At 43.5% G+C, this 22,945-nt stretch carries 26 protein-coding genes; all 26 read left to right on the top strand.

All coding sequences use genetic code 11. From position 1 onward, the window contains the following. Window positions 1–9: 9 nt before the first annotated feature. The 26 genes from AC1DPK_RS20050 (at window position 10) to AC1DPK_RS19925 (ending at window position 22,914) form a co-directional block, all read left to right on the top strand. Entirely contained in the window at window positions 10–654 is a 645-nt protein-coding gene (locus tag AC1DPK_RS20050) for a flagellar biosynthetic protein FliO (RefSeq protein WP_477511424.1), read from the top strand. A 37-nt stretch (window positions 655–691) separates the two neighbouring features. After that, window positions 692–1,399, top strand: coding sequence for a flagellar type III secretion system pore protein FliP (gene fliP, locus AC1DPK_RS20045; RefSeq protein ID WP_372239010.1), 708 nt, complete (start codon window positions 692–694; stop codon window positions 1,397–1,399). A gap of 22 nt (window positions 1,400–1,421) precedes the next feature. Then, window positions 1,422–1,691 (top strand): flagellar biosynthesis protein FliQ, encoded by a 270-nt coding sequence (gene fliQ / locus AC1DPK_RS20040; protein WP_054028974.1) that lies wholly within the window; start codon window positions 1,422–1,424, stop codon window positions 1,689–1,691. Window positions 1,692–1,702: 11 nt separating this feature from the next. Further along, a complete protein-coding gene (gene fliR, locus AC1DPK_RS20035) occupies window positions 1,703–2,500 on the top strand; it encodes a flagellar biosynthetic protein FliR (protein ID WP_076269160.1) in 798 nt (265 codons plus the stop codon). A gap of 13 nt (window positions 2,501–2,513) precedes the next feature. Next, on the top strand, window positions 2,514–3,608 hold the full coding sequence (gene flhB, locus AC1DPK_RS20030) for a flagellar biosynthesis protein FlhB (RefSeq protein ID WP_477511423.1): 1,095 nt from the start codon (window positions 2,514–2,516) through the stop codon (window positions 3,606–3,608). A 22-nt stretch (window positions 3,609–3,630) separates the two neighbouring features. Beyond that, entirely contained in the window at window positions 3,631–5,661 is a 2,031-nt protein-coding gene (gene flhA, locus AC1DPK_RS20025) for a flagellar biosynthesis protein FlhA (RefSeq protein WP_076269162.1), read from the top strand. Continuing rightward, window positions 5,658–6,887 (top strand): flagellar biosynthesis protein FlhF, encoded by a 1,230-nt coding sequence (gene flhF, locus AC1DPK_RS20020; RefSeq protein WP_477511422.1) that lies wholly within the window; start codon window positions 5,658–5,660, stop codon window positions 6,885–6,887. The genes flhA and flhF overlap by 4 nt, the downstream gene beginning before the upstream one ends. Continuing rightward, on the top strand, window positions 6,884–7,753 hold the full coding sequence (locus AC1DPK_RS20015) for a MinD/ParA family protein (protein ID WP_339208931.1): 870 nt from the start codon (window positions 6,884–6,886) through the stop codon (window positions 7,751–7,753). The genes flhF and AC1DPK_RS20015 overlap by 4 nt, the downstream gene beginning before the upstream one ends. A gap of 26 nt (window positions 7,754–7,779) precedes the next feature. Then, window positions 7,780–9,141 carry a protein-glutamate methylesterase/protein-glutamine glutaminase gene (locus AC1DPK_RS20010; protein WP_477511421.1) on the top strand — a complete coding sequence of 454 codons (1,362 nt, stop codon included), beginning with the start codon at window positions 7,780–7,782 and terminating at the stop codon, window positions 9,139–9,141. A 44-nt stretch (window positions 9,142–9,185) separates the two neighbouring features. After that, window positions 9,186–11,270: a chemotaxis protein CheW gene (locus tag AC1DPK_RS20005; protein WP_477511420.1), complete on the top strand. Its 2,085-nt coding sequence runs from the start codon at window positions 9,186–9,188 to the stop codon at window positions 11,268–11,270. Window positions 11,271–11,283: 13 nt separating this feature from the next. Further along, window positions 11,284–11,745, top strand: a complete 462-nt coding sequence (locus tag AC1DPK_RS20000) for a chemotaxis protein CheW (protein ID WP_076269167.1) — start codon at window positions 11,284–11,286, stop codon at window positions 11,743–11,745. Between the two features lie 3 nt (window positions 11,746–11,748). Next, window positions 11,749–12,372, top strand: coding sequence for a chemotaxis protein CheC (locus tag AC1DPK_RS19995; RefSeq protein ID WP_477511419.1), 624 nt, complete (start codon window positions 11,749–11,751; stop codon window positions 12,370–12,372). Between the two features lie 23 nt (window positions 12,373–12,395). Then, window positions 12,396–12,860, top strand: a complete 465-nt coding sequence (locus AC1DPK_RS19990; protein ID WP_477511418.1) for a chemotaxis protein CheD — start codon at window positions 12,396–12,398, stop codon at window positions 12,858–12,860. Between the two features lies 1 nt (window position 12,861). After that, window positions 12,862–13,299 (top strand): hypothetical protein, encoded by a 438-nt coding sequence (locus AC1DPK_RS19985; RefSeq protein WP_477511417.1) that lies wholly within the window; start codon window positions 12,862–12,864, stop codon window positions 13,297–13,299. A 4-nt stretch (window positions 13,300–13,303) separates the two neighbouring features. Beyond that, complete coding sequence (locus AC1DPK_RS19980; RefSeq protein ID WP_054028962.1) at window positions 13,304–14,089, top strand: FliA/WhiG family RNA polymerase sigma factor; 786 nt, start codon at window positions 13,304–13,306, stop codon at window positions 14,087–14,089. Between the two features lie 14 nt (window positions 14,090–14,103). Further along, window positions 14,104–15,510, top strand: coding sequence for a DUF342 domain-containing protein (locus tag AC1DPK_RS19975; RefSeq protein ID WP_477511416.1), 1,407 nt, complete (start codon window positions 14,104–14,106; stop codon window positions 15,508–15,510). Between the two features lie 39 nt (window positions 15,511–15,549). Next, complete coding sequence (locus AC1DPK_RS19970) at window positions 15,550–15,876, top strand: hypothetical protein (RefSeq protein ID WP_477511415.1); 327 nt, start codon at window positions 15,550–15,552, stop codon at window positions 15,874–15,876. 35 nt (window positions 15,877–15,911) lie between these two features. Beyond that, a complete protein-coding gene (locus tag AC1DPK_RS19965; protein WP_477511414.1) occupies window positions 15,912–16,478 on the top strand; it encodes a DUF6115 domain-containing protein in 567 nt (188 codons plus the stop codon). Next, window positions 16,471–17,046, top strand: a complete 576-nt coding sequence (locus AC1DPK_RS19960; protein ID WP_477511413.1) for a hypothetical protein — start codon at window positions 16,471–16,473, stop codon at window positions 17,044–17,046. The genes AC1DPK_RS19965 and AC1DPK_RS19960 overlap by 8 nt, the downstream gene beginning before the upstream one ends. A gap of 183 nt (window positions 17,047–17,229) precedes the next feature. After that, the gene (gene rpsB, locus AC1DPK_RS19955) at window positions 17,230–17,928 is read left to right on the top strand and encodes a 30S ribosomal protein S2 (RefSeq protein WP_054028957.1); all 699 of its coding nucleotides are present in this window, start codon (window positions 17,230–17,232) and stop codon (window positions 17,926–17,928) included. A 121-nt stretch (window positions 17,929–18,049) separates the two neighbouring features. After that, window positions 18,050–18,724, top strand: a complete 675-nt coding sequence (tsf, locus tag AC1DPK_RS19950; protein WP_339208950.1) for a translation elongation factor Ts — start codon at window positions 18,050–18,052, stop codon at window positions 18,722–18,724. A gap of 103 nt (window positions 18,725–18,827) precedes the next feature. After that, window positions 18,828–19,556, top strand: coding sequence for a UMP kinase (gene pyrH, locus AC1DPK_RS19945; RefSeq protein ID WP_053377774.1), 729 nt, complete (start codon window positions 18,828–18,830; stop codon window positions 19,554–19,556). Then, on the top strand, window positions 19,556–20,110 hold the full coding sequence (frr, locus tag AC1DPK_RS19940) for a ribosome recycling factor (RefSeq protein ID WP_339208952.1): 555 nt from the start codon (window positions 19,556–19,558) through the stop codon (window positions 20,108–20,110). Before pyrH ends, frr begins: the two co-directional genes overlap by 1 nt. 61 nt (window positions 20,111–20,171) lie before the next feature. After that, on the top strand, window positions 20,172–20,936 hold the full coding sequence (locus AC1DPK_RS19935) for an isoprenyl transferase (RefSeq protein WP_076269177.1): 765 nt from the start codon (window positions 20,172–20,174) through the stop codon (window positions 20,934–20,936). Between the two features lie 27 nt (window positions 20,937–20,963). Next, a complete protein-coding gene (locus tag AC1DPK_RS19930; RefSeq protein ID WP_430054928.1) occupies window positions 20,964–21,758 on the top strand; it encodes a phosphatidate cytidylyltransferase in 795 nt (264 codons plus the stop codon). A gap of 16 nt (window positions 21,759–21,774) precedes the next feature. After that, complete coding sequence (locus tag AC1DPK_RS19925) at window positions 21,775–22,914, top strand: 1-deoxy-D-xylulose-5-phosphate reductoisomerase (protein WP_441881256.1); 1,140 nt, start codon at window positions 21,775–21,777, stop codon at window positions 22,912–22,914. Window positions 22,915–22,945: the final 31 nt, after the last annotated feature.

Genomic DNA, 22,945 nt, shown 5'->3' with positions numbered 1-22,945 from the left:
TTAGACATTATGTTTAACATAGCTTCGCGCATTTCAATGGTGTCTGCTCTTGGGATGGCGATTGGGCCACAATTTGCGGCTGCTGCGGCACAAGGCGGCAGCAGCGCAAACGATGAAGGACAAATGATGTTTACCGGAACAAATGATCTTGCGGGCAACATGATTTGGGTTATCGTATCGCTTGCCATCGTTATCGTATTAATTATTTTAGTCATTAAATGGTTGTCGCAGCGCAATCGCATGTGGGGAACGAATCGATCGCTTCGTTCACTCGGCGGTATTGCGCTAGGACAGAATAACTCGTTACAGGTCGTCGAGATTGCAGGTCGGATTTATATCGTTGGCGTCGGCGAGAACATAACTCTAATTGACAAGCTAGATGATCCTGAGCAAGCAAGTGCTGTTATTTCAGCACTGGAGCGTCAACAGGAATCGGCTTGGTCAAAGGATTTAGTCTCACAAATACTTAAGAAGTTCAAAGATCGCAACAATCCGAATGGCTCTGATCCTACGAACGAGCAGTGGAACAAGACGTCTTCCTTTCAGGATTTGTTGCAAAATAAGCTTAGTCAGCAAGCTGACCGCAAGCAGCAATTGGAATCGTTATTGCATGAATCTAAATCAAATGAACGGTTGATGGATGATGAAAAATAAGTGGTGGATATCAATCGTTGTTGTTCAATTGCTTGCGATGTTATTACATAATCAAGCATTTGCGGAGCCGTTACCCGACGTATCCATCAATATTGGCAACGGAAGCGGTGACACGCCCGATACTAGCGCATTATCCATTCTTCTATTAATTACAGTACTAAGTATCGCGCCAGCGATTATGGTACTAATGACAAGCTTTACTAGGATCGTTATCGTTCTAGGCTTTGTAAGAACATCGCTTGGAACACAGCAAATGCCGCCCAATCAAGTATTGATTGGACTGGCAATGTTCCTTACCTTCTTTATCATGGCTCCAACGTTCTCTCAAGTAAATGATGTTGCATTGCAGCCCTATTTAAAAGGTCAAATCTCTCAAACAGAAGCTTTTAAGGAAGCCTCCGTTCCGATGAAGAAGTTTATGTTCTCTCATACGAGGGAAAAGGACTTAATGCTTTTTATGAATTATACGAAAACAGAGAAGCCGGCTTCATTTGAAGAGATTCCGATCACAGTACTAATACCTGCATACGCCATAAGCGAGTTGAAAACAGCTTTTATAATGGGATTTATGATATTCATTCCGTTTCTAGTCATCGATATGATTGTCGCAAGCACATTGATGGCAATGGGGATGATGATGCTGCCTCCTGTTATGATTTCCTTGCCGTTTAAGATATTGCTATTTGTATTAGTAGATGGATGGTATTTGATCGTAAAATCTTTGTTATTAAGTTTCAACACGTGATACTAGCAGGGAGGGACTTTTGATGAGTACTGATTTCATAATCGGGTTGGCCAGCCAGGCCGTATTCGTTGTTTTGAAAGCCAGTGCACCAATGCTCGTTCTTGCTTTGGTCGTAGGGTTACTAGTCAGCATATTTCAAGCAACAACACAGATTCAGGAGCAGACGCTGGCATTTGTTCCGAAAATTGTAGCGGTTTTCGTGTCCATCATTATTTTTGGCCCATGGATTCTAAATACGGTTATCGACTTCACTTACAATCTGCTGAACAATCTTCATAATTACATCGGTTAGGTTGTGAGTGTATGAACGCGATCGTACAGGGTTTCCCTATTTTTTTGTTAATCTTTTGTCGAATAACTGCGTTTTTCGTCGTAGCGCCTGTTTTTTCGTCGCGAGGCGTGCCGAATGTTTTTAAAATTGGGCTCGGATTTTTTATCTCGTTTATCGTTTTCTTAACGTACGGTGTGAAGCAGACGATGGTTCCGGACGCTGAATATATTTTGGTTCTGGTTCGAGAAATATTGGTCGGCGTACTGCTTGGGTATGTAGTCTACTTGTTCTTCACGGTCGTTCAGACCGCGGGAGCCTTAATGGATTTGCAGGTTGGTTTTGCAATGGCAAATATCGTAGATCCCCATACAGGTACGTCAGCCCCATTGCTCGGCAATTTTAAATACATGATGATCTTAGTTGTTTTCTTAATGATGAACGGTCATCATTTTTTATTAACAGGCCTTATGGACAGTTACGAATGGATGCCTTTGTCCAATGATTTATTTAGCCGAATAATGAGCGGCAGCATTACTGATTTTTTAACAAGAACATTCGCAAACACGTTTTTGCTGGCCATTCAAGTGTCAGCGCCGTTAGTAGTAGCGATGTTTCTGACGGATGTTGGATTAGGCTTCTTAACCAAAACCGCTCCTCAGTTCAATGTTTTTGTAATTGGGATACCTCTAAAGCTAATTATAGGCATGATTTTGCTAGTGTTGTTAATGCCAAGTCTTGCTGGCATATTCGAAAGATTGTTTTCCATCATGTTTGATGCTTTGGAGCAGTTATTCGGTATCGTGCAAGGACCGCCGCCTGACGTGAAATAGGAGGAAGCTTCCCATGCGAAATTACCGTCTAGAGCTTGATTTGCAGCTTTTCAGTCAAGAGAAGACTGAGGAAGCAACTCCGAAGAAAAAGGATGAAGCAAGAAAAAAGGGTCAAATTGCGAGATCGGCTGATTTACCGGGTTCATTAATATTAATTTTTGTTTTTATGAGCTTCATTATGATGGGCAATTATTTCAAGACACATATCATGATGCTCTTCGGCAATCTGTTTGAAGACTGGCTGTTGATGGAAGTTACGACAGGCAACATTATGTCGCTCTTCAATGATGTGGCAATTGAAATGCTGCTAATCTTACTGCCAATCTTTGCGGTAACCGTTCTTGTCGGTGTCCTCGGCAACGTTGTACAGTACGGTTTTTTGCTAACCGGTGATCCTCTAAAAATGAAATTAAGCAAATTGAACCCGATCAACGGCTTTAAGCAAATTTTTTCAGCTAAAACAGTAGTCGAATTTTTGAAAAGTGTTTTAAAACTGCTTATTGTAGCAGTTCTCGTATATATGACCATATCCAAAGAATGGAACCGTATATTAGTGCTTGCTAGCTTGCCAATCCAACAAATATTTAGTTTTACCGCTGGTTTAACGATAAAACTAGGTATAGAAATTGGTGTGGTGCTCGCCGTACTCGCATTAGCAGATTTTTTCTATCAGCGTTATGAGCATAACAAAAGTTTGAGAATGTCTAAGCAGGATATTAAGGATGAATACAAAAAATCTGAAGGTGACCCGATCATTAAGAGCCGCATTCGTGAGCGTCAACGCAAAATGGCCATGCAGCGTATGATGCAAGAGGTTCCTAAAGCGGATGTCATCATTACCAACCCTACACACTTCGCTATTGCATTGAAATATGATGCAACCAAAATGGAAGCGCCAAGAATCATCGCCAAAGGTATGGATCATGTCGCGCTTCGCATTAGAGAAATAGCGAAAGAAAACGGTGTTGTGACAATGGAAAATAAACCGCTTGCCAGAGCGCTTTATGAACGAGCGGAGATTGGGGATGTCATACCTCCAGATCTGTTCCAAGCTGTGGCTGAGGTGCTCGCATATGTATATAAGATGAAAGGCCGATTGAAATCATAACACTACGGGAGGTGGAGGCGTCATGAAAGCAAAGGACTTTGTAATACTATTTGGCGTAATTGGAATTGTACTCATGATGATAATCCCGATCCCAGTCCTACTACTCGATATACTCATCATTTTAAACATTTCGATAGCATTGATGATATTACTTATTGCAATGAATACAAAGGAAGCTCTTGATTTCTCTATATTTCCGGCAATTCTACTAATCACTACCTTATTCCGACTTGCGCTGAACGTTTCTACTACTAGAAATATTTTGTCACATGCGGAAGCAGGGGAAGTCGTAGCTACGTTTGGCAGCTGGGTTGGCGGTGGAGAAATTGCAATTGGATTTATCGTCTTCCTAATTCTCGTAGTCGTGCAGTTCATCGTTATTACGAAAGGTTCTGAACGGGTAGCGGAAGTTGCAGCACGATTCACGCTCGACGCGATGCCAGGTAAACAAATGAGTATTGATGCAGATTTGAATGCTGGTTTGATTAATGAACATCAAGCAAAAGCACGTCGTTCCAAAATTGAACGTGAAGCGGACTTTTACGGGGCAATGGATGGTGCCAGCAAGTTTGTAAAGGGTGATGCAATTGCTTCCATTATCATTCTAGTCATCAACTTAGTTGGCGGATTTATCATTGGTATGGCGATTCATGGCTTGAGCTTTGGCGAGTCGCTTTCAACGTTCTCGATCCTTACGATTGGTGATGGTCTCGTCAGTCAAATACCTGCATTGCTTATTTCCACAGCTGCTGGCCTTATCGTAACTAGAGCGGCATCAGAGGGGAACTTGGCAGAGGATGTAACCGCTCAGCTATTCAAATACCCGAAGCTGCTATTTATTGCAGCTGGAACAATCGCTTTGCTAGGCCTTACACCAATCGGTCCATTAAGAACTTGGCCATTCGCTATTATGCTGGCCTTTGGCGGCTGGTATATGCAGAAAGCTATACATAAGCAACAAGAGCAAGAGGAAATGCTTGTCGAAGAACAGCAAATTGAAGAGGTTCGCAGTCCAGAGAGTGTAATTAGCCTCTTGCAGGTCGATCCGATTGAATTTGAGTTTGGTTATGGTCTTATCCCGCTTGCGGATACGCAACAGGGAGGAGATTTGCTTGATCGAATCATCATGATACGCAGGCAATGTGCACTGGAGCTTGGGCTCGTCGTACCAGTCATTCGGATCAGGGATAACATTCAACTGAAGCCAAATGAGTATGTCATCAAAATTAAAGGCAACACTGTCGCTCGCGGCGATTTGCTGCTTAATCATTATTTGGCCATGAGCCCTGGATTTGAGGACGATTCGGTCGTTGGTATTGAAACAACAGAGCCAGCCTTCGGATTGCCTGCAATTTGGATTGATGAGCAAATGAAGGAACGTGCCGAACTTTCAGGCTATACAGTCGTTGACCCGCCTTCAGTCGTTGCTACACATTTAACTGAGATTATTAAACGACATGCACATGAGCTGATTGGACGCCAAGAAACGAAGCAGCTCGTAGAAAATGTAAAAGAGTCTTATCCTGCGCTTATTGATGAACTTATACCGTCTATTCTTACTATTGGTGACGTACAAAAAGTGTTGTCGAAGCTTCTAAGAGAAAAGGTGTCTATACGAGATCTAGTTACCATCTTTGAAGCATTAGCGGATCATGGAAATTATACGAAAGACCCTGATATATTGACAGAGTATGTACGTCAGTCGCTATCAAGACAAATTACGCAGCAGTTTTCATCTGGTAGCGATACGTTACGAGTGATAACAGTAGGACCGCAGCTTGAGAAAAAAATCGCTGAATCGGTGCAGCAATCGGATCAAGGCAGCTATATTGCACTAGATCCCGTTTCCACTCAACAGATTTATCAGAAGCTCAATGAGCATGTAAATCGTCAGATTCAAGCTGGCCAACAGCCTGTTGTACTCGCATCACCTACCATTCGGATGTATTTGAGACAAATTGTGGAGAGAACGATGCAGGATGTACCCGTTCTTTCTTACAGTGAGCTTGAACCAAATATTGAAGTTCAGAGTGTCGGGGTGGTGAATCTATGAGAGTAAAACGATATGTCGTCAGTGCATTGCCAGAAGCTGTCTCTCTGATTCGAAGCGAGCTTGGGAAAGATGCAGTTATATTGAATACGAAGGAAATTAAAGTAGGCGGCTTTATGGGGATGTTTCGTAAGAAAAAGATGGAGGTTATCGCCGCTATCGAATCGAATCAAGCGAATCAATCGAATCCCCAAGCAAAACCTCAGCGAAACCCGGATCCTCAAGTGGATGCGGTCGTTGAGCAAATTTTGCAAACGGCGCAGCGAACAGCAACGGCTGTAATGGAGCCGCCAAGCGTTCAAGCAGTTTCTTCAGTACCGATTGCAGAGCTTCAGAAGGACAAAATAGAACGAGAACAATTCATCATCGATGAGATTCGAGATTTAAGAGAATACATGTTAAAACTCTCGAAACAGCAAAACAATCTAATTTCTATATCAGAGCACTTGATTGCACTGAGAGAACACTTGCTAGAACAAGAAATGGAATTGCAGTGGATCGAGCGTTTGATACAAGCTATTTCTGACAAAGAATCCGAAGAAAAAATCGTTTTTTCAAAGGAACAAATTTGGGAGCATGCGGCAGAGCTGCTGCAAGAGTGGCTGCAACCCTATAGTGGCAGCAGTATTAGCAGTCATGTAAGAGTGGTTCATTTTGTTGGTCCAACCGGAGTTGGCAAGACGACGACTATTGCGAAGCTTGCAGCTGAACAAACAATCAAGCAGGGCAGGAAAGTGGGGTTCATTACTTCAGACACCTACCGAATTGCAGCCGTGGATCAACTCAGAACTTATGCCAACATCTTGAACGTGCCGCTAGAGGTCGTTTTTTCGCAGATGGATTTGCCCCGTGCTTTCAAGCAGCTTGAAGAACGAGAGCTCATTTATATGGATACAGCTGGGAGAAACTTCCGCAGCGAGCTTCATGTATCAGAGGTCAACAGCTTGCTTCAAACGACCGAGGCTAACGAAACGGTGCTTGTGCTTAGCATGACTGGCAAGACGAAGGATATGTCAGCAGTAGCCAATCATTTTTGCAAATACGGCGTTCGAAAAGTGTTGTTTACAAAGCTTGATGAAACATCGGTTTACGGAGCAATTTTTAATCTAATTATGAATTTTGAATTGCTTCCTACCTATATGGCGAGTGGTCAGACCGTTCCAGACGATATCGAGAAGTTTCAAGTGGATTCATACGTTAAGCAGCTGCTCGGGAGCAATAGTTTATGATGGATCAAGCTGAAGCATTACGTAATTTAGTCAAGCAGCAGGAGCTTCAAGATGAAGGCCGCACGACTCGTGTAGTGACGGTAACGAGCGGTAAGGGCGGAGTTGGAAAGTCGAATTTCAGCTTGAATTTTGCATTAGCGCTCCAACGATTGGGTAAAAAAGTGCTCGTTTTTGATGCAGATATCGGAATGGCCAACATTGATGTGCTTATGGGCGTTTCGTCCACGTACAATTTGTATCATCTGCTTAAGCAGGAGAAAACAATTTGGGAAATCGTGCAGGAAGGTCCGGAAGGGCTGAACTTTATTGCAGGTGGATCTGGTTTTAGAGATTTGATGGATTTGTCTACAGAGCAGCTTGACCGTTTCGCTGATGAGATTAGCAAGCTGCATGGCAGGTATGATGTGATACTGTTTGATACTGGCGCAGGCCTATCGAAGGAAACGGTTAAATTTATAACTGCAGCGCAAGAAACAATCGTTGTGACAACGCCCGAACCTACTTCAATTACAGATGCTTACGCCTTAATTAAGATGGTTAAAGCGATGGAGGTTGATGTTCACTTCAAGTTAATTGTCAATCGAGCCGCTGATTTCCGTGAAGGAAAACAAACCGCTGATAAAATTAGCATGGTTGCACACAGGTTTCTTCAATCCGATTTGCCTCATCTTGGTATTTTGCCGGATGACCCAAATGTGTCAAAAGCCGTGAAGCGTCAAGTGCCCTTTACTGTAGCCTATCCTGGAAGCGAAGCATCCGTTGCTATTGACCGGATCGCAAAGCAATTTCTTGAAATACCACAGAATACTGCAATTAACGGCGGTGTCAAAGGATTTCTGCATAAAATGTTCAGACTCTCAAGATAATCCTTTGGAAGTGAGGAGGAAATGGAATGGTTCCTTATCGCGTACTAGTTGTAGATGATTCCGCATTTATGCGAAAGATCATTAGTGATTTAATCATTCAGGATTCACAGTTCAAGATCGTAGCCACAGCTAAAAACGGTCATGAAGCCATTGAAGCGGTGCGTGAATGGAAACCGGATGTCGTTACCTTAGATCTTGAAATGCCGTTAATGAACGGAATTGACGCATTGCAGATTATTATGAAGGATCATCCAACTCCTGTCATTATGCTCTCGGGTATAAGTGAAGACAATACAAGAGAAACGATTAAAGCACTGCAATTTGGTGCATTCGACTTCATTAGAAAACCTTCAGCAACGATTTCTAATGATATTCGCCAAGTTGGAGAGGTTCTGCTTGAGAAATTGCGTATCGCAGTATTAACGAAGCGTTATCAGCCAGTAATTACGATTAGCGAGAAACAAGAAACAAAAGCAGATGATAGCAGCTTGCCAAAAGCGAAAAAAGAAGTAGTTTCGAACAACATTTTACACCATGAGGAGCTGCCGTTTGAAGCTTTGTCTACTCCTGCTAAAGATCGGAACAAATTGCCGTTCAAGAAAGCGGAAGATAAACAAGGGCAACAGCGCTCGGTTCCCCCTTTACATAATAAGCTTACAAGCAATATGCAAGATGAAGCAAAGCCTAACGATGCCAAATCTAAGATTGCACCTCGCAAATCAGTCGAAAAGGCACCGCAGGCTGAACCTAAATCTCATTTCTCTGAGCCACCTTCAACAAAAAAAGCAAAGACAGTCCAGACAGCTTCTACCTTTAAACATATCGTAGCCATTGGAACTTCGACAGGCGGTCCTAGAGCTTTGCATGAGGTAATCACTTCTTTGCCAGCTGATTTCCCGGCACCGGTGCTTATTGTTCAGCATATGCCTCCCAAGTTCACCAAATCGTTGGCACAGCGGCTAGATAGCTTTAGCGAGATTCATGTCGTAGAAGCAGAGCAGGGAGAGAAAGTAGTTGCTGGCGTTGCCTATATCGCACCTGGCGGCTATCATATGGAGCTTGTCAAAGATGCTTCCAGCTACTCGATTGCGCTCACTGAACAGCCGCAGCGAAACGGACATCGTCCTTCTGTAGATGTATTGTTTGAATCCTTGGCTGAATATCGCGAACTGAAGCGTCATGCGGTCATAATGACAGGCATGGGCAGCGATGGGGCGAAGGGAATGAAGCTGTTATTCGAATGTGGAATTGAAACGACCATAGCAGAAGCTGAAGAAACCTGTGTCGTTTATGGGATGCCGAGAACGGCTGTTGAAGCTGGATGTGTGAGTAAAGTATTGCCACTGCAGCATATTGCATCGCAACTGAAGCAAGCAGTGATGAAATAGATAGGCTAGAATGGCTTCACCATACTAACAGGAGGTGCTAGGAAATGGATATGAATGCCTATTTATCGATGTTTATCGATGAATCTAATGATCACCTGCAATCCTTGAATGAAAATTTGCTTCGTCTGGAAAGCGAGCCTGAGGAGCTTAGTATCGTTCAAAATATATTCCGTTCAGCGCATACGCTCAAAGGAATGTCAGCTACGATGGGTTTTGAAGATTTAGCAGCGCTGACGCATGAAATGGAAAATGTGCTTGACCTCGTTCGCAACAGCAAGTTAAAAATGGACAGCTTTATTTTTGACACTTTGTTTAAAGGGTTAGATGCGCTAGAAGCAATGGTTCAGGATATTGTGGACGGCGGTACAGGGAAAGCGGACGTTACCTCGATCGTTGAATCGCTGCAAATCATCTTGAAAAGTGATTATAGCGCAAGCAAAGCGATTCAGGCTCCAACCGTAGCGGCAAATGCACCAAGTGCTGCAGAATCAAGCGCATCAGGGGCGATGCTGCTTGACGAGTTTCAATCTTCGATTTTGCTTCAATCGATAGAAACAGGACATAACGTTTTTCATATTCAAATCGCTATTCGCGATAATTGCTTGCTAAAAGCCGTTCGTGCTTATATGGTATTTGATTTGCTAGAGCGCAATGGTGAAGTTATTAAATCAGATCCATCCGTTCAAGACATTGAACAAGAAAAATTCAATTTCACTTTTACGGTATTTACGATTTCACGCTTGCAGCAGGAAGATCTTCAAGCGCAGCTGCTTAATATTTCAGAAATTGAATCCGCTGTTGTAACTTCTTTGGATGCAGAGTCATTAGCCGTGCTTGGCCAATCTAACGCAGCTGCGGCAGTAGAGGTTGTCGAAGTTGCTGAAACGGCTGCGCCGCAAACCGAAACAGCAGTTACATCTGTTGAAGCAGCAAAAGGACAAGCTCGATCGGCACCTGCTGCCAGCACACCAGCTAATGTGTCGAAGACGATTCGTGTAGACATTGAGAGGCTCGATACGCTCATGAACTTGTTTAGCGAATTGCTTATTGACCGTGTTAGGCTGGAACAGCTTTCTAGTGAAATCAAACGCAGTGATTTGACTGAAACTGTGGAACATATGGCACGCGTAAGCTCTGATCTTCAAAGTATTGTACTTAAGCTTCGCATGGTACCTGTGGATTCGGTATTCAATCGTTTCCCTCGTATGATTAGAGATTTAGCTAAATCGCTAGACAAAAAAATCGATCTTGTTATTACTGGAGCCGATACGGAACTTGACCGTACGGTTATCGACGAAATTGGAGATCCGCTTGTTCATCTATTGCGCAACTCGGTTGATCATGGAATCGAAACGGTGGAAGAGAGAATTGCAGCAGGCAAGCCAGAAACCGGTACGATTTTCTTGCGCGCGTTCCATAGCGGAAATCATGTCTTCATTGAAGTGGAAGAGGATGGCCGCGGCATACACCATGAACGTGTACTAAAAACAGCCATTAAAAATGGCGTCGTCACGGCTGACGAAGCAAAACTGCTGACGCCGGATGAAATTAATATGCTTATTTTTGCGGCTGGCTTCAGTACCGCAGATAAAATTTCGGACATATCCGGACGCGGTGTTGGTCTAGACGTCGTTCGATCAAAAATTACTTCTCTAGGCGGAAACGTAACGATAGATTCTGCTTTTGGTAGAGGAACGAAGTTTTCTGTTCAATTGCCGCTTACGCTATCCATTATTTCCGCAATGCTGATCAAGCTGGGGTCGGAGAAGTATGCTATCCCATTGTCTTCGATCGTTGAGACAGGCATTATCCGCAAAGAACAAATTCTTCAAGTGCATGGCAACAAAATGATAGAGTTCAGAAATACCATCATACCTCTAGTATCGCTAAGCAAAGTGCTTGACTCTCCTGATTTTAATGAGAATGACGAGCTTGAAACGGAAATTGTAGTCGTTCGAAAAGGCGAGAAGTGGGCAGCTGTAATGGTCGATGAATTTATTGGTCAAAGTGAAATCGTGCTAAAAACGCTGGGCAAATATTTAACGAATATTAAAGCAATTTCCGGCGCAACGATACTTGGCGATGGTTATGTCGCATTGATTATCGATCCGAATGCACTTATCAAATAGGGAGGTTTTTACGATGGGAGAAGAATTAAAGGTTATCGTGTTTGCACTAGGCAGCGAAGAGTATGGAATTGAAGTAGATAAGGTCCGTACGATTGAAAGATTATCTCCAATTACACGCGTTCCGAAAACAGCTACTTTTATTAAAGGGGTTATTAACCTTCGCGGTGTGGTCGTTCCTGTCATTGACCTAAGAGGCAGATTTAATCTAACGGAAACGGCAACTACAGAAAACTCAAGAATTATTGTTGTTTCAGTGGCTGACATCGAAGTTGGATTCATCGTAGACTCGGCGAATGATGTCATCGACATTGATACAGATACGATTGATTTGCCGCCCGAAATTGTTGGAGGCATTAAAGCTAAATACTTAAGAGGCATTGCAAAGCTTGGTGAAGGTCGACTTCTCATCATGCTGAACTTGTCCGAAGTGCTCAACAAGAATGAAATTATTCAACTTGAGCAGCTTGAGGTATAACTTGTGAACCTTTTTAGCCGCTTTGAAGCATTTGAATTAGATGTATTGAAAGAAGTCGGCAATATTGGAGCAGGCAATGCTGCTACTGCATTATCCCGTTTGTTAGATAAGCCAGTTGATATGGCGGTGCCGAAGGTAAGTTTGCTTCCATTTGAAGAAGTTGCAGAGCGTGTTGGCGGTTCCGAAAAAATCGTCATTGCTGTTTTTCTTCGAGTGGAAGGAGAAGCTCCCGGCAACATGTTTTTTATCATTGAAGAAGATTCGGCAAGGCGATTGTTGCGTCAGCTGCTTTCCTTAAATATTGAAGAGCAGGACGGTTATTCAGAAATGGAGCTGTCTGCTCTTTGTGAAATTGGCAATATTTTAGCAGGCTCTTATTTATCTTCATTAGCTGATTTCACTCATTTAGCAATGGCCCCCTCCGTACCCGCTATAGCAGTAGATATGGCAGGTGCCGTGCTTAGCTACGGTTTAATGCAATACGGAGAGATGGGGGACTCGGCCCTACTTATTGAAACGACCTTTTTGGAGGATTGTCAGTCGCTTGAAGGACATTTTTTCCTCATTCCAGATCCAGAGTCGTTCGAGAAAATTTTTAGGGCTTTGGGAGTCGTTAGCGAATTATAAAACAAAATTTGGTCAAAGTCGGCATGGCAGATTTAAATATTGCAACGGATGGGGCGATACTCAAAACGACCGGCTTAGGTTCATGTGTTGGACTTACCTTGTATGATCCAACGCGAAAAATAGCCGGTATGGCACATGTCATGCTGCCATCTTCAGACATCGCCCGTGAGACCAAAATGAATCTAGCTAAATATGCAGATACAGCCATACCCGAGCTGCTTGATCGGATGATTGCAGCAGGTGCACACATTGAACGCATGAAAGCTAAGATGGCTGGTGGAGCTCAAATGTTTGCTATGTCTGGACACAGTGATTCGCTAAGAATTGGCCCGCGCAATGTTGAATCCTGTACAGAAATGCTTAGAAGATTCAAAATTCCGATTATTTCTCAAGATACGGGCGGAAATTTTGGTAGAACGATAGAGTTTGACAGTACTAGCGGAATGCTTTCCATAAGAAGTGTGCAATTTGGAACAAAGGAGATTTAAAATGTTCGGAACATGGCGATGGAATGTCGTATTTGGAATTTTCGGCACCGTGCTTACGGTAGCTTTCTCAATCGGTAACAATCCGATTACTGTTATGCTGCTTAGAAGTATGTATGCTTTCATCGCTTTTTTTGTTCTTGCGTATGGAGTACGGGCAATATTGGCATACATCCTTCAACCGCCAGCACTAATAGGCTCGGAAATTGAAGATGAAGAAGGAAAAGGCAGTCAGCTAGATTTACAGACACCTGATGAATCAGAAGATATCAATCAATTGTTGAAATCACAGATTAAAGATGGTGCTGGCAAGCAGGCAATCGAAAGTCAGAAAGATGATGCAAGCGATTTTCGTCCGTTAAATCCTCCGCAATTGTTAAATACAAAAAATACACAGCCTGAAGAATTGGTTAAAGCCATTCGTCACCTGACAGGAGAGTGAGTCGATGATTGAGCAGAAGACCCCTCATTTGACAAACTTGCAGATGTGGCAAGCCTGGAGAGAACAAGGCGATTTGGAAGCGAAAAAAACGTTGATTGAACAATATTTGCCGCTGGTTGATTATGTAACGAATCGAATGGCCATTGGACTCCCAAAAAACGTCATTAGAGATGACCTTGCAAGCAATGGCGTAATGGGTCTTATTGATGCTATTGAAAAATTTGATTACGGCCGCGGCTTGCAGTTTGAAACGTATGCCTCATGGCGCATTCGCGGCGCTATTATAGATGGCTTAAGACAAGGTGACTGGGTCCCGCGTTCTGTGCGAGAGAAGGCCAAACGAGTAGAAGAGGCATATCAGCATTTAGAGCAGCAGTACTTGCGTTCTGTGACAGATGCAGAAATTAGCCGCTATCTTGATGTAACGGAGAAAGAATTCATTAATATGCTGCAAGATATTGCGGTAACAACGGTCTGCTCATTGGAGGACCCGATTCGTGAAGAGGAATCGGAGACAAGAATGTCTTTGCTAGTGGACGATAAGGCGAAAAACCCGGATCATAAGGTTCATGAGTTTTATTTGAAAGAATCATTGGTTAAAGGGATTGAAAGACTTACGGAAAAGGAACGAACAGTCGTTTCTCTCTTCTATTATGAGGAACTATCATTAAGTGAAATTGCTGAAGTAATGTCACTATCACCGTCGAGAATATCCCAGCTCCATTCTAAAGCGATTTTGAGGCTGCGAGGAGCTTTGGCTAAGCATAAAGATCAACTCATGCAACATTAAAAGGGGGGAGCTACGTGGAAAATCTTCAATTAGAATCATACCTACGCATACAGACATCTGCCGATAATTTGTCTGCATTTTTAACCTTTAGCAGGATTTCGGACGAATTCGAATGTAACGGCGATGAGCTAGAACGATTCTTGCATAGCAAGGGGATCGTTTTTGGCCTTCGTAAAGAAGTTCTGAGTCAGATTGGCACTAATCCTCTCGCATATTTCAAAGAACAAACACTTGTTGCGCAAGGGCAGTCTCCTACACCTGGTAAAGACGGATATGTGAAGCTAGTTTATGATATGGATAAAAATGTGAACGCCCCAACGGAGCTCGAAGATGGGAAGGTTGACTTTAAAGAAGTTGTTCAGCTGAAAAATGTCAAGCGTGGACAATTGATTGCTGAGCGATTCGAGCCTACAGCAGGTCCTGTTGGCAGGACGGTAACGGGAGAAGAAATTGCACCTAGGCTCGGCAAGCACGTTAGATTTAAAGTAGGCAAAAATGTCGTTTTGAACAACGAGCAGACGGCTATGTATTCGGCAATTGACGGCTTGATTTCGCTTACTGAAAAAGAAAAAATTAATGTGTTTCCTGTTTACGAAGTAAACGGCGATGTGGATTATAGTGTCGGCAATATTGATTTTGTTGGTACAGTAGTCATCAGAGGCAATGTTCTTAGCGGATTCAGGGTTAAAGCTTCGGGCGATATCCGAGTTATTGGCGGAGTTGAAGGGGCAGAAATCGAATCAGAAGGCTCTGTTGAAATTACAGGCGGAATATTGGGAAGCAACAAAGGTTTTGTAAAAGCTGGACGAAACGTCCGGAGCTCATTTATACAAGAAGGCAATGTTATCGCGGGCGAAGAGGTGCTGGTATCTCAGAGCATCATGCATTCGCATGTAAAAGCCGGGAAAAATGTTGTGTGCTCTGGCGCTAAAGGATTGATCGTAGGCGGACTTGTACAAGCAGGTGACCTTGTCAGCGCGCGAACGATTGGTAACTCGATGTCCACAGCCACAACCATTGAAGTAGGCGTAAACCCTGAATATCGTTCGGAGCTGCTCGAGCTAAGAACGAGGTTAAGGCAGAACATGGATAATTTAGATAAAACGGATAAAGCGCTTGTTATTTTGGATCAATTAGCTGTGACAGGGAAATTAACTCCTGAGAAGCTGGCATTGCGCGTTAAGCTGACCGCCACAAAACGTCAGACCGTGCTTGAGAATGATGAGACGAGAAGCCGTATTCTTGAGATAGAGAAAACGCTGGAGAACACAGATCGATCGAAGATCGATGTCAGCAATATTGTATTTGGCGGAACAAAAATTGTAATTGGCAGGTACACAAAGTTTGTGAAAGATTCAGCGCAGCGGGTGACCTTCCGTTATTCCGAAGGGGATATCGTCTTAATTCCTTATACCAAATAACGGTTGAAATTGATGAATGGCGCAAAGGGGTGAGCAGATATGACGTTCAAATCCATTGATTTGCAGATGTCTGTACCACGAACGCAAGAATTCAGCGGCATGCATGGACAAGCGATGCATAAACCTGTAGCTGATCAGAATATGTTGGCCAATCAGTCTGCCAAACAAACAGAGCTTCTAAGAGGGAAAAACACAGCGATCGAGCAATCAAACGGACTTCATATTCGCAGTGATCAAGAAGGTCAGCAAGGTAACGCTTATCAGCAGGCAAAACGTAAGCGTACACAGTTATCCTCGGATGTTGATGAACAGGAGGCGGCTCCTACACATCCGTACAAAGGCCATAGGCTTGATATTAAGTTATAAAATGAAGGCATCATATGAAAGGCAGGCTATGAACGATGCAGCCATACTTGCAATATATCGTATTACTAGGAGCGGTTGTTATTGTCGGTGCCTTTGTAATGCCTCGTAAGAAGCAGGATACAGCTCTACCGTCACAATCGATGCAAAACATGGAAACCGCGCTGGAGCAGTTTATGGAGAACATGGAGAAGGATAATGAGGATCTCGTGCTCCTCGTTAGAACTGCTCAGCAAGAATCGAAATTAGATGCGGATCGCAAGGAGCAGCGTATTGTAGAATTGGAGCGGAAATTCGAACAGCTCACAGAGCAGTTGCAAAAGAAAATGTCCAAGTCCACGGCCTATATTCGTCCAGTGGAAACCCCATTGCCAGCGGTCTCATTAAATTCGAATGAACATCTTGTTAAAGATGCGCCTGTTGTTGAACATATTATAGAAGAGACAGTTCGGATGAACACCATCCAGGACAGATATAAAGAGCTGTTTACACTTTATGAGCAAGGGAAATCGATTGAAGCGATATCCAAAAAGCTTGGTATGAACAAAGGTGAGGTACAGCTTATTATACAGCTTGCTAAGCAGGAGGATTCTGTCCATGCTTAAAAGTCGAGTATTTCTTATGGGATTAGGTGCAGGTATCATCATTGGCGCTTTGTTGTTCCAGCTGATGCTCTCTGGCGAGCAAAGCAGGCAAAGGCTAAGTGACTTAGGAAAAGAGTCAGATGAGAAGCTTTACACTCAACTAGAAGTTGATGCTTTGTTAAAGGCAAATCAAGACTCGCTTCAGCTTAATAAGGACAACACAGGGGGACAGGAGACTAAGCCTGCTGCTGATTCTGACAAAGCTAAGGAGCAGACAAGCGAGGCGAAGACTGATAAAGCTGCGCCTACGGCTACGGCAGTCCCTGTTCAGGAACAGTCTGAGATCAAGCATGTTATAAGAATTAAAGCAGGCTCTAGTCTGACGAATACAGCAGAGCTGCTTGCTTCGAATAATATTATTAAAGATAAAACCGCTTTTGTATCAAAAATGAAAAAGTCAAAGAAGCTGGTTCGCGCCGGTTATTTTTTGTTTCATGAGGAGATAACGGTTGAAGAAGCCATTCGGATCGTAACCGGCGAGCCTTTAACATCTTCAGAAGTAAATCTTCTAACTGCCAACAAAAAATAGCTATCCTATCTTTTCTGAAACGATTGTTGCATGCGATGTGTATTTATGGTATATTAATTCACGGTGTTAAAAACGCACGCAGGTCAATTTTGTCAAACGGTGCTTCCGCCCGGCGGAAGTTTTGGCGAAAGATGCGACTAGCGGAGGAGCACTAAAAAAACCATTATAGGAGGTGTTGGAGAAATGGCGGTTATTTCCATGAAACAGCTACTAGAAGCTGGGGTACACTTCGGTCATCAGACTCGTCGTTGGAACCCGAAGATGGATCGTTATATCTTCACAGAAAGAAACGGGATTTACATTATTGATTTGCAAAAAACGGTGAAAAAAGTTGACGAAGCGTACAACTTTGTTAAATCGATCGCTGCAGACGGCGGCACTATGCTGTTCGTAGGTACGAAAAAACAAGCTCAAGATTCCGTTAAAGAAGAAGCAGAGCGTTGCGGCAACTTCTACATCAACCAACGTTGGTTGGGCGGTACTTTGACTAACTTCCAAACGATTCAAAAACGTATTGATCGTTTGAAACAACTTGAAAAATGGGCTGAAGACGGCACTTTCGAGGTTCTACCTAAGAAAGAAGTTATCATCCTTAACAAAGAAAAAGACCGTTTGGAAAAATTCCTTGGCGGTATTAAAGGAATGAAAGGTTTGCCAAGCGCGTTGTTCATTATCGACCCACGCAAAGAGCGTATTGCTGTTGCAGAAGCTCGCAAACTTGGTATCCCAATCGTTGGTATCGTTGATACGAACTGTGATCCAGACGAAATTGACTACGTAATCCCAGGTAACGATGATGCAATTCGTGCCGTTAAGTTGTTGACTTCGAAAATGGCTGATGCAATCGTTGAAGCTAACCAAGGCGAACAAACAACGGCTTAATTTAAAGGCTTTAATTAGTCAACAAAGGGTGGTCAGATGGTGATAAACCTCTCACTGCCCTTTTTTTGAATGTAAATCACTAAAAAAAACAATTAATGATTCTCGAAGCTACATAGACTTCGTGAAACCTATAGGAGGGCTTACAATGGCAGTTAGTGCTAGCGCGGTAAAAGAGCTTCGTGAAAGAACTGGAGCTGGAATGCTTGATTGCAAGAAAGCTTTGGACGAAACAAACAATGACGTTGAAAAAGCAATTGCAGTACTTCGTGAAAAAGGTTTGGCGGCAGCAGCAAATAAAGCTGGTCGTATTGCAACCGAAGGCGTAGTTGAATCGTATATTCATGCAGGCGGCCGTATCGGCGTTATCGTTGAAGTAAACTGTGAAACGGATTTCGTTGCAAAAACGGATCAATTCCGTGAGTTTGCAAGAGACGTAGCTATGCAAATCGCTGCAGCTAACCCTAAATTCGTTAGCCGTGACGAGGTTTCTTCTGAAGAGCTTGAAAAAGAGCGCGAAATTTTGAAAGCTCAAGCACTTAACGAAGGCAAGCCTGAAAAAATCGTTGAAAAAATGGTTGAAGGCCGTATCTCGAAATACTACGAAGAGTTCTGTCTTCTTGAGCAATCGTTCATTAAAGACCCAGACAAAACAATCTCCGTATTGCTTAATGAAAAAATCAGCAAAATTGGTGAAAACATTTCCATCCGTCGCTTCGTTCGTTATGAGCTTGGTGAAGGTCTAGAGAAAAAAGTTGACAATTTCGTTGAAGAAGTTATGGCTCAAGTTAAACATTAATCCGAACGCACAGGCGGGGCGGGGCGTCCGCCCCGCCTGCTTGTATGATTAGAACATATTTGAAGGACCTCATTTACTGAGGTGCATGATGGAGGTATTAACGTTGGAGCATCCTGTGTATAAACGTATCGTTTTGAAAGTAAGCGGTGAATCATTGTCTGGTCAGGAAGGTTATGGCATTGAAGCGACGGTCATATCTTCAATTGCTGATCAGGTGAAGGAAGTCGTAGCACTTGGCATAGAAGTGGCCATCGTTGTCGGAGGCGGCAACATTTGGCGTGGAATTGCAGGTTCTGCAAAAGGCATAGACCGTGCAACAGCTGATTACATGGGAATGCTGGCTACTCTTATGAATTCACTTGCACTTCAAGATGCACTGGAACAAATCGATGTACCTACTCGCGTACAAACATCGATCGCGATGCAACAAATCGCTGAACCGTACATCAGACGTCGTGCTATCCGTCATTTGGAAAAAGGACGCGTCGTAATCTTTGCTGCAGGAACTGGTAATCCATTTTTCTCAACAGATACAACAGCAGCGCTTCGCGCAGCTGAGATCGAAGCAGAAGTAATATTAATGGCGAAAAACAAAGTGGATGGCGTATATTCTGCTGATCCATTTAAAGATAGCACAGCTGAGAAATTTGAGGAGCTTACATACCTCGACATGCTTAACCGTAATCTAGGCGTAATGGATTCAACCGCAGCTTCACTTTGCATGGATAATAATATTCCTCTTATCGTATTTGCGATTACAGAGAAAGGGAATATTAAACGCGTCGTGCTGGGTGAGAAAATCGGAACGATAGTGAGAGGAAGTGCGAAATAATGCCACAAGAGCTGAAAAAAAACGCAGAAGAACGTATGGATAAAGCGATTTCCGCGCTAAAACGTGATTTGTCGTCTTTGCGCGCTGGTAAAGCTAATTCATCTTTGCTTGACCGTATTCAAGTGGAATACTACGGCGCAATGACGCCTGTCAATCAACTTGCTAACATCAGTACGCCAGACTCTCGTACGTTGTTCATTCAACCATGGGACAAATCGTCGATGTCGGCAATCGAGAAAGCGATTATGAAATCGGATCTTGGACTGACACCTTCCAATGACGGTGCATCGATTCGTCTTTCTATCCCACCGCTTACAGAAGAGCGCCGGGCAGAGCTTGTGAAAACTTCGAAAAAGCTTGGCGAAGAAGCAAAGGTAGCTATTCGCAATATTCGTCGGGATGCTAACGACAGCGTGAAAAAACTTGAGAAAACAACAATTTCTGAAGATGAATCACGTGGTCACCAAGAGGATATTCAGAAGGCAACTGATAAATTTATTGCTGAAGTAGATAAAGTGCTTGTTGCCAAAGAAAAAGAAATTATGGAAGTATAATAATCTCTGGGCCCCTCCGATAGGTGGGGTTTGGTTTTGATTTCGGTTGGGAGGAAGTAAGATGATCGAGCGACTTTGGGCCAAATTAGGCAAATCGTCCTTACAGCCGACTGATTCTGTGGCCTCAGAAAATGTGCCTGAGCATGTTGCAATTATAATGGATGGGAACGGCCGTTGGGCTAAAGATCGTGGATTGCCACGTATGGCTGGTCATCATTCCGGCATGAAAGCGGTCAAACGTATTACCATTGCAGCGGATCGGTTAGGCGTCAAATATTTGACGTTATATGCGTTTTCAACGGAAAACTGGAAGAGACCTAAAGCTGAAGTGGATTTTCTTATGAAGCTTCCGCAGCAATTTCTTGAAATTGAATTAGAAGAATTGATAGCCAACAACGTGCAGGTTCGCATGATGGGACATAAAGAGGATTTGCCTTCATTTACGATCAGTGCAGTTGAAGAAGCCATTATAAAGACCGCTAACAATACAGGGCTAGTTCTAAACTTTGCCTTAAACTATGGAAGCCGTAAGGAAATGCTTGAAGCTGTGAAAAGCATCGCATCTGAGGTTCAGCAAGGAAATCTTGCAATCGATGATATCGATGATAAAGTAATGGCCGATCGTTTGCTTACAAGTGGATTGCCTGATCCAGATTTGCTCATTCGTACAAGCGGTGAATTGCGATTAAGTAATTTTATGATGTGGCAGCTTGCTTATAGTGAATTGTGGTTTACGGATGTGTATTGGCCTGAATTTACGGAAGCGCATTTTCAAGAAGCGATTTTGGAGTATCAGCGCCGCGCGCGTCGATATGGTGGATTGTAGCTTCAAGCGACGGAGTGTGACTTTTCATTGAGACAACGATTGATTACTGGAATTGTAGCAGGTGCAGGCTTCATAGGTTTAACAATAGCAGGCGGATGGTTATATACAACTCTCCTCGTATTGCTAGCTATTATTGGTTTTACTGAATATGCGCGAATGAATGGTGTAGCATGGTCGCATCCGTCAACTTTGCTCGGATATGCGGGTGTGCTACTGTTTGTGCTACCATGGTCTGATTGGGGTATTGTTATTCCATCTTTCCTGACTATTGTTTGGATGCTGGCCTTCTTGCTGCTTGCCCTAACCGTGATTACCAAAAATAAAACGACAATTGATGGCGCCGCACTTATGTTGCTAGGCGCTTTATATGTAGGTTACGGCTTTTCAGCAATGGGCGAAGCTCGTCAAATTGAGGAGCATGGCCTATTGTGGACGTTTTTGTCCTTTGGCTGTATTTGGGCTTCGGATATCGGTGCTTATTTTACTGGACGAGCCATTGGGAAAACGAAGCTATGGCCTTCAATCAGCCCGAACAAAACGATCGAAGGCGCCTTAGGCGGCGTATTGTTATCCTTAATCGTATCGGCAGTATTCGCACTCACGATGCCCGATTTTATTGATTTGCCAAAAGCTTTGCTAATCGGTTTAATTGCCGCTGTAGCTGGACAGTTTGGGGATTTGATTCAATCTGCTTATAAACGTGTGAGAGATATAAAGGATACAGGTACGCTTCTGCCAGGACATGGCGGAGTGCTTGATCGATGCGATAGCTGGCTAATTGTGTTTCCGCTGTTAGTGCTTACCGGGCTGCTGCCTGTATAAGTCAGGAGGATTTTGTGTGAAAAAAATAAGTATATTAGGTTCGACAGGTTCAGTCGGAACACAAACGCTGGACGTTATTGCCCATGATCCTGATCGTTATCAGGTTGTTGGCTTGTCCGCTGGTGCGAATGTCGATTTGATTATAGAGCAAGCCAAACAATTTAAACCTTCGCTCGTTAGCTTGGCTTCCAAAGCAGACGCAGAAGCCGCTCGTCCCCATATGCCGCCTGGAACAAAGGTTGTCTATGGCGAAGAAGGACTTGTTGAAGTAGCCGCTGGGACGGACGCTGATGTCGTTGTGACTGCAATTATGGGAAGCAGAGGGCTGCCGGCAACATTGGCGGCGATTGATGCGGGGAAAATGATTGGTTTGGCGAACAAAGAGACACTCGTAACGGCAGGTCATATCGTAATGGAACGTGCGAAACAGCGCGGAGTATCGATTTTGCCGATAGACAGTGAACATTCGGCGATTTTTCAATGCTTAAACGGCGAAGATCGCAAATCTATCAATCAAATTACATTAACAGCCTCTGGCGGCTCCTTTCGTGATCGCACAAGAGAACAGCTTGAGGGTGTAACAGTAGCTGAAGCGCTAAATCATCCCAATTGGTCGATGGGCGCAAAAATTACGATTGATTCAGCGACTATGGTTAATAAAGGGCTAGAAGTTATTGAGGCAAGATGGCTGTTCGATGTTACATACGATCAAATAGGTGTCATTATTCATCCGGAGAGCATCATTCATTCTTATGTGGAGTTTACCGATCACAGCATAATCGCGCAGCTTGGAATGCCGGATATGCGAGTACCGATTCAATATGCGTTGTCATATCCGGAACGGAATGTAACCCCGACAAGCAGGCTGAACCTGGCACAAATCGGAAAGCTGCATTTTCGCGAGATGGATTTTGAAAGATATCCATGTCTAAGGCTGGCATTCGAGTGCGGGAAGCTAGGTCAATCAGCTCCTGCAGTATACAATGCTGCAAACGAGGTTGCGGTGGCACGGTTTTTGAAGGGTGAAATTACGTTTCTTGACATTGAACGGATATTGGAAACGGTCGTTGGCAAGCACGAAGCAGCTGATATCAATGATTTGCAGATGATCTCAGAAGTGGACGCTTGGGCAAGACAGCTGGCCCAATCCGTATAATATCGGTTAAATTCCGGTTCTCTTGTATCGG

The organism is Paenibacillus sp. 01T424 (genome assembly GCF_056398745.1).
Note: the sequence above shows the minus strand (reverse complement) of the source record. Positions and strands in the feature narration are given on the sequence as shown.

Excerpts from the sequence above, each read along its gene's own strand:
- AC1DPK_RS20050 (WP_477511424.1), top strand. The coding sequence starts at position 10 with ATGTTTAACATAGCTTCGCGCATTTCAATGGTGTCTGCTCTTGGGATG.
- flhF (WP_477511422.1), top strand. The coding sequence starts at position 5,658 with ATGAGAGTAAAACGATATGTCGTCAGTGCATTGCCAGAAGCTGTCTCT.
- AC1DPK_RS20015 (WP_339208931.1), top strand. The coding sequence starts at position 6,884 with ATGATGGATCAAGCTGAAGCATTACGTAATTTAGTCAAGCAGCAGGAG.
- AC1DPK_RS20005 (WP_477511420.1), top strand. The coding sequence starts at position 9,186 with ATGGATATGAATGCCTATTTATCGATGTTTATCGATGAATCTAATGAT.
- AC1DPK_RS19935 (WP_076269177.1), top strand. The coding sequence starts at position 20,172 with ATGATCGAGCGACTTTGGGCCAAATTAGGCAAATCGTCCTTACAGCCG.
- fliR (WP_076269160.1), top strand. The coding sequence starts at position 1,703 with ATGAACGCGATCGTACAGGGTTTCCCTATTTTTTTGTTAATCTTTTGT.
- frr (WP_339208952.1), top strand. The coding sequence starts at position 19,556 with ATGCCACAAGAGCTGAAAAAAAACGCAGAAGAACGTATGGATAAAGCG.
- AC1DPK_RS19990 (WP_477511418.1), top strand. The coding sequence starts at position 12,396 with ATGGCAGATTTAAATATTGCAACGGATGGGGCGATACTCAAAACGACC.
- fliP (WP_372239010.1), top strand. The coding sequence starts at position 692 with ATGTTATTACATAATCAAGCATTTGCGGAGCCGTTACCCGACGTATCC.
- AC1DPK_RS19980 (WP_054028962.1), top strand. The coding sequence starts at position 13,304 with ATGATTGAGCAGAAGACCCCTCATTTGACAAACTTGCAGATGTGGCAA.
- AC1DPK_RS20000 (WP_076269167.1), top strand. The coding sequence starts at position 11,284 with ATGGGAGAAGAATTAAAGGTTATCGTGTTTGCACTAGGCAGCGAAGAG.
- fliQ (WP_054028974.1), top strand. The coding sequence starts at position 1,422 with ATGAGTACTGATTTCATAATCGGGTTGGCCAGCCAGGCCGTATTCGTT.
- flhB (WP_477511423.1), top strand. The coding sequence starts at position 2,514 with ATGCGAAATTACCGTCTAGAGCTTGATTTGCAGCTTTTCAGTCAAGAG.
- AC1DPK_RS19985 (WP_477511417.1), top strand. The coding sequence starts at position 12,862 with ATGTTCGGAACATGGCGATGGAATGTCGTATTTGGAATTTTCGGCACC.
- rpsB (WP_054028957.1), top strand. The coding sequence starts at position 17,230 with ATGGCGGTTATTTCCATGAAACAGCTACTAGAAGCTGGGGTACACTTC.
- flhA (WP_076269162.1), top strand. The coding sequence starts at position 3,631 with ATGAAAGCAAAGGACTTTGTAATACTATTTGGCGTAATTGGAATTGTA.
- AC1DPK_RS20010 (WP_477511421.1), top strand. The coding sequence starts at position 7,780 with ATGGTTCCTTATCGCGTACTAGTTGTAGATGATTCCGCATTTATGCGA.
- AC1DPK_RS19960 (WP_477511413.1), top strand. The coding sequence starts at position 16,471 with ATGCTTAAAAGTCGAGTATTTCTTATGGGATTAGGTGCAGGTATCATC.
- AC1DPK_RS19970 (WP_477511415.1), top strand. The coding sequence starts at position 15,550 with ATGACGTTCAAATCCATTGATTTGCAGATGTCTGTACCACGAACGCAA.
- AC1DPK_RS19965 (WP_477511414.1), top strand. The coding sequence starts at position 15,912 with ATGCAGCCATACTTGCAATATATCGTATTACTAGGAGCGGTTGTTATT.